The sequence below is a fragment of the Pseudomonas sp. NFACC25 genome (assembly GCF_900100935.1).
Taxonomy (GTDB): domain Bacteria; phylum Pseudomonadota; class Gammaproteobacteria; order Pseudomonadales; family Pseudomonadaceae; genus Aquipseudomonas; species Aquipseudomonas marginalis.
Genome location: NZ_FMUC01000013.1, coordinates 138,971 through 150,661, shown reverse-complemented (window position 1 = coordinate 150,661; position 11,691 = coordinate 138,971). Strand labels below are relative to the sequence as shown.

At 55.6% G+C, this 11,691-nt stretch carries 9 protein-coding genes; 3 read left to right on the top strand and 6 right to left on the bottom strand.

The window, feature by feature from the left end; genetic code table 11:
• Position 1 precedes the first annotated feature (1 nt).
• Genes BLQ09_RS24855 through BLQ09_RS24845 form a run of 3 tightly spaced genes read left to right on the top strand, consistent with a single transcriptional unit; the run spans position 2 to position 4,962 of the window.
• Positions 2-2,161, top strand: coding sequence for a type I secretion system permease/ATPase (locus BLQ09_RS24855; RefSeq protein WP_092358875.1), 2,160 nt, complete (start codon positions 2-4; stop codon positions 2,159-2,161).
• Positions 2,162-2,164: 3 nt separating this feature from the next.
• On the top strand, positions 2,165-3,589 hold the full coding sequence (locus BLQ09_RS24850) for an HlyD family type I secretion periplasmic adaptor subunit (protein WP_092358873.1): 1,425 nt from the start codon (positions 2,165-2,167) through the stop codon (positions 3,587-3,589).
• Positions 3,589-4,962 (top strand): TolC family outer membrane protein, encoded by a 1,374-nt coding sequence (locus BLQ09_RS24845; RefSeq protein ID WP_256569108.1) that lies wholly within the window; start codon positions 3,589-3,591, stop codon positions 4,960-4,962. Before BLQ09_RS24850 ends, BLQ09_RS24845 begins: the two co-directional genes overlap by 1 nt.
• A gap of 194 nt (positions 4,963-5,156) precedes the next feature.
• Here BLQ09_RS24845 and BLQ09_RS24840 read toward each other — a convergent pair whose 3' ends face one another.
• From BLQ09_RS24840 to BLQ09_RS24815, 6 genes are all read right to left on the bottom strand, one after another.
• Positions 5,157-5,360, bottom strand: a complete 204-nt coding sequence (locus BLQ09_RS24840; protein ID WP_092358871.1) for a hypothetical protein — start codon at positions 5,358-5,360, stop codon at positions 5,157-5,159.
• A gap of 155 nt (positions 5,361-5,515) precedes the next feature.
• Positions 5,516-5,707 carry a hypothetical protein gene (locus BLQ09_RS24835; RefSeq protein WP_092358869.1) on the bottom strand — a complete coding sequence of 64 codons (192 nt, stop codon included), beginning with the start codon at positions 5,705-5,707 and terminating at the stop codon, positions 5,516-5,518.
• A gap of 417 nt (positions 5,708-6,124) precedes the next feature.
• Positions 6,125-7,477, bottom strand: a complete 1,353-nt coding sequence (locus BLQ09_RS24830) for a DUF1963 domain-containing protein (RefSeq protein ID WP_092358867.1) — start codon at positions 7,475-7,477, stop codon at positions 6,125-6,127.
• A 328-nt stretch (positions 7,478-7,805) separates the two neighbouring features.
• Entirely contained in the window at positions 7,806-10,712 is a 2,907-nt protein-coding gene (locus BLQ09_RS24825) for a DUF927 domain-containing protein (protein WP_092358865.1), read from the bottom strand.
• Positions 10,709-10,990 (bottom strand): DUF3077 domain-containing protein, encoded by a 282-nt coding sequence (locus BLQ09_RS24820; protein WP_092358863.1) that lies wholly within the window; start codon positions 10,988-10,990, stop codon positions 10,709-10,711. The genes BLQ09_RS24825 and BLQ09_RS24820 overlap by 4 nt, the downstream gene beginning before the upstream one ends.
• Positions 10,987-11,268 carry a hypothetical protein gene (locus tag BLQ09_RS24815; protein ID WP_092358861.1) on the bottom strand — a complete coding sequence of 94 codons (282 nt, stop codon included), beginning with the start codon at positions 11,266-11,268 and terminating at the stop codon, positions 10,987-10,989. Before BLQ09_RS24815 ends, BLQ09_RS24820 begins: the two co-directional genes overlap by 4 nt.
• Between the last annotated feature and the right edge of the window lie 423 nt (positions 11,269-11,691).

The following is an 11,691-nucleotide window of genomic DNA, read 5'->3' as shown; positions in this document are numbered from 1 at the left end:
CATGAAAAATCTCGATGAGCAGGCTGGCGTCGGCGGGAGCCCTCCCTCAGGTGAGGGCGTCGTCGATACCGGCCTTCTCTGTCTGGCCATGCTTGCTCGCTATCACCAGGTGGCAGTCGATATCGATCAGTTGGCCCATGAGTTTCGCGGCGATGCCGAGCGGTTCGGTGTGACCGAGGTATTGCTGGCGGCGAAAAAACTAGACCTACGGGCTCGAAGGGTGAGCACCCGAATTGAGCGTCTCGCTACTACCCCGCTGCCGGCGATGGGCTGTGACCGGGATGGCAATTTTTTCATCCTGGCACGGCATGACGCCGACAAAGTGTTGATCCAGGATCCTCGTCAACCAGGCCCCAGTGAATTGAGCCTGGAAGAGTTGCAACAACGCTGGGCAGGCGAATTGATCCTGATTGCTTCTCGCGCCTCCATCGCCGGCGACCTGGCGAAGTTCGACTTCAGTTGGTTCATTCCTGCCGTCGTTAAGTATCGCCGGTTGCTGCTGGAAGTGTTTGTAGTGTCCTTCGTTCTTCAGCTCTTTGCGCTGGTCACGCCGCTGTTCTTTCAGGTCGTGATGGACAAGGTGTTGGTGCACCGCAGTTTCACGACATTAGATGTGATTGCGGTCGGGTTGTTGGCGGTCGTCACCTTCGAAGTGGTGCTCAACGCGCTTCGCAGTTATGTGTTTGCCCACACCTCCAGCCGCATCGATGTGGAACTGGGTGCCAGGTTGTTCCGACACCTATTGAATCTGCCGCTGGCTTATTTCCGCGCCCGTCAGGTGGGCGACTCGGTGGCGCGGGTACGTGAGTTGGAAAACATCCGTTCGTTCCTGACTGGCAACGCCATCACGGTGGTACTGGACCTGTTTTTCTCCATTGTGTTCCTTGCCGTCATGACCTACTACAGCGTCTGGCTGACGCTGATCGTGGTGGTCTCGTTGCCCTGTTATTTCCTCTTATCCGTGGGTTTTACGCCGGCTCTGCGTGCGCGGTTGAATGAGAAATTCAACCGTGGTGCACAGAACCAGTCATTTCTGGTGGAGACCATCAGCGGTGTGGAGACACTCAAGGCCAGCGCCGTTGAACCGCAGTGGATACGTAAGTGGGACAACCAGTTGGCCGCTTACGTCAAAGCCGGGTTTCGTACCACCACTATCAGTACCGTTGCCAACGGCGGCGTGACGCTGATCAGCAAACTGGTCACCGTCGGCACCATGTGGCTGGGTGCGCGCTTGGTAATTGATGGGCAGTTGACTGTCGGCCAACTGATTGCCTTCAACATGCTATCGGGGAACGTCGCAGGCCCGGTGATGCGTCTGGCACAACTATGGGCGGACTTCCAGCAGGTGGGCATTTCGATGCAGCGGCTGGGAGATATTTTGAATACCCGTACCGAAGTGCATACCCCCAGGCCGGCATTACCGCCTGTGCGTGGCACGATCGAGTTCGACAAGGTCGAGTTTCGTTACCGGCCAGGTGCACAGTCTGCGTTGCGAGGGGTTAGCTTGGTAATCAAGGCCGGGGAAACGGTAGGGATCGTCGGACGCTCCGGTTCAGGTAAAAGCACCCTGACTAAGCTGGTGCAGCGCTTGTACCAGCCAGAACAAGGTCGTGTGCTGGTTGATGGAGTGGACATCTCGACCATTGACGCCAGTTCGCTGCGCCGCCAGATCGGCGTGGTGCTTCAGGAAAACGTGCTGTTCAGCCGGAGCATTCGCGAGAACATCGCGCTCAACGATCCCGGTACGCCATTGCAACAGGTCATCGCGGCGGCGCAGTTGGCCGGTGCCCACGAGTTTATCGCCGAGTTGCCCGAAGGTTACGACACGATGGTCGGCGAGCAGGGTTCAACGCTGTCGGGCGGTCAGCGTCAACGCATTGCTATTGCACGGGCGCTGCTTTCAAACCCCCGCATCTTGATCTTCGATGAAGCCACTAGTGCTCTGGACTATGAGTCCGAGCGCATCATCCAGAAGAACATGCGCCAGATCAGTCAAGGCCGGACTGTACTGGTAATTGCCCATCGATTGTCAGCGGTGAAGGATGCTCATCGCATCGTTGTCATGGAGCGCGGCGATATTGTCGAGCAAGGCACGCATGCCGAACTTATCCAACGAGAACGGGGGCATTACGCGGCCCTACATCGCATGCAACAGGGGTAGTGCATGGCTTGGGGACAGACTTTCAGCGCTTGGGGCGATTTGTACAAGCGCTATGCCAGCGTGTGGGCGGCCGCTTGGCGCGAGCGCAAATCCTGGGAGCGCAAGCGGCATTCCGCTGATGAGGCGGAGTTTCTGCCAGCGGCTTTGTCGTTGCAGCAGAAGGCGGTGTCGCCAGCGCCCAGAGTGGCAATGTGGTTGCTCATTACTTTTGCGGTATTGGCGGTGTTGTGGTCGGTCTTCGGCCGCGTGGACATCGTGGCGACCGCCCAGGGCAAGATCATTCCCAGCGAAGGTACACAGGTCGTACAGCCCATCGGTACGGCGACCGTTAAAGCCATCCATGTGCGCGAAGGGCAGTTCGTGCGGGCAGGGGATTTGCTGATTGAGCTCGACAGCACCATCACCGGGGCCGAACAGCAGCGCCTCGTCAACGAGTTGCAGACATGGTCCCTGCAGGTCGCACGCGCCGAAGCCATGCTCGCGGCGATTAACACAAAGCGCAAACCTGTGCTGGCGCAGATCAATGTCGATCCTCGGGCGTCGGCGGATATGCAGCGCCTGGTAGAAGCGGAGTTTTCGGCAATGCAGGCCAAGCAGTTCGGCATTGATGCAGAACTGGCGCGCCGGCAGGCCGAGCATCGCTCAACGCTGGCTCTGGTGAGTAAGCTGGAGAAAACCTCACCCATCGTTCGCCAGCGTGCCGAGGCCATGAAAGACTTGGCTGGCGAGCAATACGTGGCGCGCAATACCTATCTGGAACGCGAGCGCGAAAGTATCGAGCAAGAGTCTGACTTGGCTGTGCAGCGCAGTCGCTTGAAAGAAATCGAAGCCTCCATTGCGGAGGTCAGGCAGCAGCGTGAAACCCTTTGGGCAGATGCCCGGCACGCCAGCCTCGAACGTTTGAACGAGGGGAGTCAGTATATTTCTTTGTTGGAGCAGGATCTGGTCAAGGCTCGGCAGTCCGAGCACCTGACTCGGCTGACCGCGCCAGTGTCCGGCACTGTTCAGCAGTTGGCCGTGCGAACGCTAGGCGGCGTAGTAACAGAGGCTCAGCCGCTGATGCTGGTGGTGCCGGAAGAAAAGGTCCTGGAGATCGAGGCTTTCCTGGAGAACAAAGATGTCGGCTTCGTGCTGCCTGGGCAGGAAGCCGAGGTCAAGATCGAGACCTTCCCCTACACCAAATACGGCATCGTGCCGGGCACCGTGACTTCGGTCTCCAGCGACGCGATCAATGACGAAAAACGCGGCCTTATCTACTCCATGCGGGTCGCCATGGCGCGCTCAAGCATTACCGTCAAAGGCGCCGACATTCGTTTAACGCCAGGCATGGCCGTGACTGCCGAGATCAAGACAGGCCGGCGTCGAGTGATTGAGTATTTCCTCGATCCCCTGATGCAGTACGGCAGCGAAAGTATTCGGGAGCGTTGATGACTGACAGGAAAGGCGTCAGCGGCAGATGGTATTGGACGGTTCTGGCGCTTGCCGTGTTCTGCCTCGAAAGCCAGGCGAGTAACCATGCCACAGGCCTGATGGAGGTCTACGGGTTGGCTCTAGAGTACGACCCCACTTACCACGCTGCGATGAAGGAGCGTGATGCGGGTCTTGGGGAGCGAGCGATCGGTCGGGCTGCGTTGCTGCCAAAATTGTCGCTCCAGTACCAGAGCGGCCGTAATGAGTCCGAAGTCACCCAGCCTGGTTTTTTCGGTTCAACCACGACCGATCGCAGATACCGCAGTTATTCGTCCTCGTTGACGCTGGAGCAACCGATTATCGACTATGAGGCGATCTCGCGTTACTACCGAGGAGTGGCCCAGGCGCACCATGCCGACGCCCGCTTTCGAAGCCGCAGCCAGGAACTTGCGGTACGCGTCACTCAAGCCTATACCGAGGCACTGTATGCCAATGATCAGATCGAACTGGCCCAGGCCCAGAAGCGTGCGTTTGCTGAGCAGATGAAGCTCAATGGACGGCGTTTGCAAGTGGGTGAAGGCACCCGCACCGATATGTTGGAGACGCAGGCGCGCTACGATCTGGCGCAGGCCCAAGAGATCGAGGCGCAGGATAATGCTGATGCAGCGATGAGAGATCTGATCGCGATGGTCGGGCAACCTCTAAGTGCCCAGGACCTCGCACCCCTGGCCGTGACGTTCGAAATGCTGCCGTTAGAGCTCAACAGTTTTGAGGCCTGGCGTGACATTGCGCTGCTCAACAATCCGGAGTTGGCCTCGTTGCGCTACGCATTGGACGCCGCAGACGAGCAGATCGAACAAGCGCGTGCCGGCCACCTGCCTAAGGTCAGTCTTTATGCGACGGCGGGGCGGCAGAAGTCGAGTTCGGAGTCCACCTATGATCAGCGCTACGTCACTAACAGTGTGGGTATTCAGGTCAGCGTACCGATCTTTGCCGGTGGCGGTGTATCGGCAGCGGTGGGACAAGCCGTCGACAACAGTGGTCGGCTGCGCTATGAGAATGAAGCCAAGCTTAATGAAGTGATGAATGATTTGCGCAAGCAGTTCAACCTGTACAACAGCAGCTTCGCCAAAATGCGAGCTTTTCAGCTTGCCGTAAACTCTGCTCAGGAATTGACCGTGGCGATGAAAAAAAGCGTGGCGGGTGGGGAGCGCGTCAATTCCGATATTCTGGATGCCGAGCAGCGATACTACGATGCGCTACGCAATCTGGCCCAGGCGCGCTATGCCTATCTGATGTCGTGGCTGAAAGTACGATTCCTCGCCGGCAAGCTGTCGGATGTGGACATAAGTATCTTGGCACGGTGCTTTGATAACAATTCCGGGGTATGAATGTTTAGGCGGCAATAGATATTTAACGGCGCTGCTATTCATCTTATGTAGTCAGGCACTAGTCTTTCTAATTGGAAAAGTGGTATCGCCTGTTCAGTGACTCGGCTTCAGAGCGCGAGGTTGAGTTTATATTTTGTCAAAAAAGCTATCTAAAGTTGCTCGGTTATTATCGATAGGTTAGGTCTCTATATTGGTTATTCATGAGAGCGTGCTGGCAATGGCAACTCCACCAATAATTCCAAGCAGTTGTCCGGCAGGTTATGAGGTGAGTCGAGTCTCGCTTGCAGCTTATTGGCAAACCCTTGCGCTTCCTGTTTAGTACGAAAGCTCACAACACATTCGTCCAATTTCACTAGCCAGCTTGCCTCATTCGGTGACTGTTCGATTTTGATTTTCATCTGTATGCCCCATCCGTAAGAAACACGACTATAAATCAGCTTGTCGATGGAATACTCATAAATAAGCTTATCTCAAAGCGTTCGCCCGACCAAGGCACAACCCAACCTACAAAGCCTAGACATGATGTGTGCTTGAATTTGAGTGGACGCCAACCCTAGCTTTCAAAGCCGGTATTGAATGCTGCCAACACGCCTATTCTTGTACCCTTAGGGGGCAGAACACTCAGCTCGCTCAGCTTGGTGATCTGATTGCCAGCATCGCTCTCAACCAACACCTCAATGAAAACCTCGCCCACAAACGGATTGAAACCCTTACGCAAAACAGCACTGAAATGCAAAAGGTACATCAACCCTGTCGTTGGCCAGAGCTAACTCTCAAGCGATATGGTAGAAAGTCTGTTTTGAGATCCCAGTATACGCATGGCACCATAAAAGTAACTGATCGACCGAAAATTTTGTTACCTGCGTTATTCTTCTTGGATATCTTCGGCTCCGCTGATAAACACCTACTATCGCGGACTCTCCGCCGCGTCGACGCTCCGGTGATGGAGGCTGAAAAGGGTGGTCGTGTTGTTTAGCGTGGCACAGCCAAGCAGCACTAATCCGTTTACGAACACCCAGGCCATCAGGATGAAATTTCATGAAACATGACGGCTTGGGTGTCTGCCTGGATGTTCGTAGGTTAAATAAGTTGTAGTCATCTCTAGTTGAATAAAGAGTGTAAGATGCCGGCTATGGTATGTAGCTAGAATGGTGGGTTTCAGCTAATAGCCTTGCACATTGGCCTTCACTCGATCAAAACGTCGTGCCGCAAGATCCTCAGCATCAATCCAGAACTGTATCTCGCCACAATCACAGAAAATGAAGTCAACCCCGGAGTCGCTAACTAATTGGAGCAGTAGAATATCCTGGGAGCTTTGCCTTTCAAAGTTTTGCGACGTTGGTGCATGGCCTAGCATTTGATGGTGTAAGGCGCTGATGTTGCGCGCCGGCGCTTTAGCGAATGCCCCGAGATCAGTAGATATCATTGAATGCGCACTTTCTAGGCGGTTCATATATTCGACTGGAACCACAGATGAAGCCTGGCGCGAGCCGCCACAGTGGTTCACAGCGCTTTTCATACCGTGCTCAAGGGATTTGCTAGCAAGATAAAAAATATCGAAAAGGTCGTCGCGACCTAAGTGGACAAGCCACTCTCTATACTCCTTTGCTTCGGCGGTGCCCATGGCCGTACCAAGACCAGATTTCTGTGCACGATGCACCCAAACTAAAGCTTGGTTGGCAATAATCTCGAATTTAACCAAGATCTGTTCAGGCGCGTCGACTGATTGCAGTCGTTTTCCTTTTTCAATAACACTTTGAAAGTACTGAATTTTTTCGTTTGCCAAGTGAGCCATCGCTCGAGCGATACGTTCTGCAATTATCCAAGCTTCGGGAAACTCCGCTGACGCGTTACTTCTGTCTGGTAGCTTTAAAAAGCTTTTACCGTTTCGGTCGAAGCAATATTCACCCCAGTTCGGGCGTAGAGAACCGTTTAACCGACCTGTGACTCTAACAACCTCCGCGGCTCGAGCCCGGCCAACGATGTTCCGGTATTCATTGCTTGTTGCCGCATCACTAGGCTCTGTGAGCAGGGGAGGCCAGGAGCGAATGGTTTTGAATTGTAATGGCCAAGCCGGGTGGTTAGATGCCTTAGGCTCCCCTGGCAACCTCATTTGACTCTCAAAACAGTCAGACGCCCACTCGATAGACGGAAGGTCATCAGGGGGTAATAAGGGCTGGTCTACTTTATCGTCATGATAAATAACTCGAGCGTAGTCAGAATAGGGTTCGTTCCAGTCTAAGTCTTCGTTGAGACGGGCAAAGAAATGAAGGGTTCCACTTTTAGGCAATGGACCATTAGATTCGGGCAGTTCGGAGCAATCTATTCGGGCAAGAAAATGCAGTGGCGTCCCATCGCTTGCCCTCGGCCATTCCACATTTTTCGGCAAAGTTGGTAGACCTCCGAGTTGACTGTTAACTTGTGGGAGATTCACTGGTGGATATGGGCGAAATACTAACACCGCTTGCTCTTCGAGCCTGTCTAAAATAGATTGGGTGTTTTCTTTTTTTATCACTGGTTTAGTCCTTGTGCTAAATTATTTCGTTAAGAGGTTTTTGTCGCCCTGAGCTTTTAAATTTCCTTCAGCTAGCACTGATTTTGCGTGTTGTTATTGTTTTTATAATGATTGCAGGCAGGAGGTATTACATCTTGCTTCCGATGGAGTGGCGTTTTCTCCAAGCCTCATCTGTATATTGACCAGTCAGCCCTCACCGGACTGAAGCAAAGTCACAAAAAATTTATGTTGGAAGACAAACTCTGTGCGGTGTTTTGGTTCGTTTGGACCTATCTGTCTCAGCCAAACCACTTCGATCGCCGAGGCAGAAGGCAGGGTTGACAACGAATTAGGCGGCTTCGAAGGATTGCTCGTTGTTATCTATCATCAGTGCGGATGAGCTAAAGACGTAAGCGCGCGCTTTGGGCATTCCCGGTAGCCTTACCGATTGAGCCGCTTTGCCATCGCTGCCGGGCTCTAAAATGGAGCGGTTCAATAGCTCTTTGTTAACGGCGTTCAGGTTCATGCCTTTGAAGACTTCGGAACACCAAGCCTCGGGCAATACGTAGTAGGTAGTGGTGGTGTGCAACGCATCACCCAGGCCATGCTCCAGCGTCTTGCGAAAGCCCAGCCGGTCAATGGTGCGAGGGCCGTGCTCGTCGATCTTGGCGGCGGCGGATTCCCAGCGAGTGAAACGGCTCTCCCCAAAACGCTCGATCACTTGGCGAAGCCGCGCCACGATGGCATCACTCTCGAAGTTTCCGGCGCCGCCGCGCTCATTCAGCCAGGCATTGAGACAAACCTTTGCCGCAGTGGTCGCTCCACCCTCAGGCCAACCTGTTATCCCCAAGGCGGTGGCCAACTCTCCAGCGGCAGCGGCCAACCCAAAACGAGTGGCAGCACGTTGGGCCTGTCCGCTTGCTGATTTAGGTAGTGACGTCGAGACAAACCGCTCAATGGTGTGGCGCAAAATGGTCGACCACCCCAGCATCTTTCCGGGCTCACATAGGGCGGACAGGAAGGCGGTTAGCGGGGTGCCGTAGTACTTGGTCACCCGCGCTTTTAGAGCGTCTGAAAGCGCAGCTGCATCCTCAAATCCATTGAGGGCGTCGAACATTCCAAGCCCTTTGCTGGCATCGGCAGGTACTGCGAGCATGCGTACTTCCATACCCGCTTTGAGGTCCTTGTTTGCCTCCGCCATGTGTTGCGCCAACGTCTTTTCTCCGGTCGAGAGAAACAACAAACGCCATTCCTGAACGTGACGACCGGCCTGGCCTCGATCATTGGCGCGTGCTTTGCCACTTCCATTACCCAGCATGTAAACCGTTTCGCCAATGATGCGCGGATCACACATGCCGATTTCATCGAGCACCAATAAGCCATCTGAGTGCGCGGCGGCGATGGACTCGAGGGCGTTGTCAGTCGAGCGCCAGGAGCGTACGCAACGGGGACTCCCGTAGACCGATGCGGCCACCTGTAAATGGGTGGTCTTCCCGCCGGAGCTGTCACCGTAAAGGTGAAAGCCCCCTGACTCATGGCCCAGCATGTGCAGTAGTGGCCCCGCGAAAGCGGCGCACACAACAAACGTCAGGCGGTGGTTGCCAATGCATAGAGAACCAATATGGCGTTGCCATTGTGCGAGTGTTCCGGCCTGACTGATGGGCGGAAGTTGAGCACCCGCATCGTAGAAATGCAGCTGCTCTTTGCTGACGCCAATCTGTTGCTCTGGGAGCAGATAGGCATCGTCATGCCAACCGAGTCGGTTAACCACTCGGGCGCGTTTGTCGCTGTCGTAGCTTTGCAGGTAGCCCTGCAAATCGTTGCGAGCGTTACGCCCTGAGCGACTTCCCGCCAACCGCAAGCCCATGTCCACCAGCGGCCCCAACACTTCCTTGCCGAAGTCACCGGCCATGTTGCGAGCGGGGATGTTCCAGCGTTTTTTATCACCGTCGGGATCATCCAGCTCGACCAGTAAGCCCCAGTTATTGCCCTTTTCGTCCCGGGTGCGGGCGAGGATTTCCAGGCGAGAGCAGACTGGCCGAGCTTCACCATCATCGCCGGCATAAAACACGCCTTCGGATGTGAGCCGAAAGCCACCTGGCAGCGTATTGGTTTTGGATTTCCTAGCGGGTTGTTTGCTCGTGGTCTGCTTGGCTTTGGACGGTTTGTCGCCTGGCGCCGTGAGCGGCAGAGAGAAAAGCTCTCCGGTGCGCTCCAGCTCGGCAAAGTGGGCGGGCGTCCAACCCTTTGCCTGAGCATCGGCAGCATCATCGCCGTCCGCCCACACACCGCCCTTGGCAAAGGTCGGTGCTTCTCCATTGAGGCCCGGTCGCTGACTGAACACCGCGAGCGCCAGAACGCGCACAGAGGCCGCTCCCAGCGTGCGCAGGTGCTCGGCCAGCTCTTCCATGCACTTGAGCCCCGACGCATCGTTATCAGGCCACAGCAGCACATCGCGCCCAATCAGCGGACTAAAGTCCGACTTGCGCCAAGAGTTCGTTCCGTTGAGCCAGCAGGTGGCCACGTACCCCGGCATTAGCAGCGCGGCGGCGTCGGCAGATTTCTCGCCCTCGGTCACCACGACGGGGGCCACGTCGCGTTGCTTGAGGTGGTCGAGGTGTAACAGCGGACGCGGTTCCGGCAAACCTTGCCAGCGCCACTGGAGGACACCATTTTTGCCTTTGCACCAGGTCAGAGGTGCAAACACCTTACGCGGATTGCCGCTGTCATCTGGAGGCAGGTCAAAGCGATAGAGCACCATCAACGGCAGGGCGTCGGCGTCTCGATAAATCCAAACCTTTGAGGGCGTTCCATGCTGGCGATGCTTGACCAAAATTTTCGCCATGGCCTCATCAGGAATGGGGCGAACGGCCACCCAGTCCGGTGTTCTGTTTTGCGCCGATTTTGCGGTTGTTGAGACGCTATTTGAGTCGTTGGCCACACCCAGAAAGTCGGCGAGTTTGTTGCACGCTTCGACCTCTGTTCCACCATCCAAATAACGGACCAAATCAATCAGGTCGCCGCCCTTGTCGCCGGTGGCAAAATCCGCCCAGGTGCCCTTGGCTAAATTCACCTTGAACGATCCGGCGTGCTTGTCGGCGCGAGTTGGATTCGGCGCTGAATATTCCTTGCCGCCGTCTTCGCGTTTCCCGTTGGGTAGCCAGTGAGCCAACACTCGGTCAATAGCCTTAAGGGAGGCGGCTTTCACCTGGGCGAAACTGGGGCGTTTGCCTGTTTTAGCGCGGCGCTCGGTCATTGGTCAGGCCTCGCAAGAAATAGCCCGTCCGTGACGTCATCGATGAGTGCTTTTGCCATCTCGCCCAGGTAATAAGACGCCCAACTTAACCGCTCGCAGTTATCGGTCATGGCGGCGTCGAGCGCGAATTGATTGGCGAAAAATTGCAGGTGTGATGCGACCTCTAAAGCCTCATCGATTGATATGCCTGGGTTGACGCGAAACAGCATCCGACCTTCTTTATTCACCTTGGTGAACTGGGTATGGCCCGGTGTTTTGTGTTCGGCTGGCGAGGTCATTGGGCACCTCCATCACGAGGCATTTTGCGAGTGGAATCATGGCCGTGTTCGGCCAGTGTTTTTATGAGAGCCAGTGCGCCGCGTACATCCCAAAGGGTGCCCGCCACTATCGCTGATGGGAGCGGCGGTCTGCCCTCTATGAAGTGTTCCTCAAGCAAGGCCAATACTGAGTCGGCGCGAATGATGGCGCAGCTGATCGCATCGATCGGTATGCCTGCTTCGACGTCGCCGGAGACGGTCAAGAGCTCTTCTGGCAGAGCAAGGCACTTCGATTTCATTTCACACCCCCTGTGGCTTCCAGGGCGCGTGCTTTTTCCATGTGAGAGTTGTAGCGGGCGAGTCGGGAACGGAGGCTGGAGTTTGCGTGTAGAGCGGCGCGAGCCATTGCCCGGTGGGCAGCAGCACGGATTTTGGACGGATTGGTAGTGCGCATAGGTAGAGCTCCAAGTTTGAGGTGGAGCTGCCACTGATCGTCGCCAAACGAATTAGGGTGGCAGCTGTGCGCAGGTTGGCGAACCGGGAACTTGGAACCCGGCAGACCCGAAGGTCTCCCACGCACAGCCGCCATAACACGAAACGGCGGGCACAAAAAAAGCGCCTGCTGTCGGATGGGGCGCTTGTGCGCCAAGTAACTCGGGTCGCCAAACCCGGCCGCTGAATTTGCAGCGACGGCCAGAGCATAGCGCTCAGTTTTCCGACGT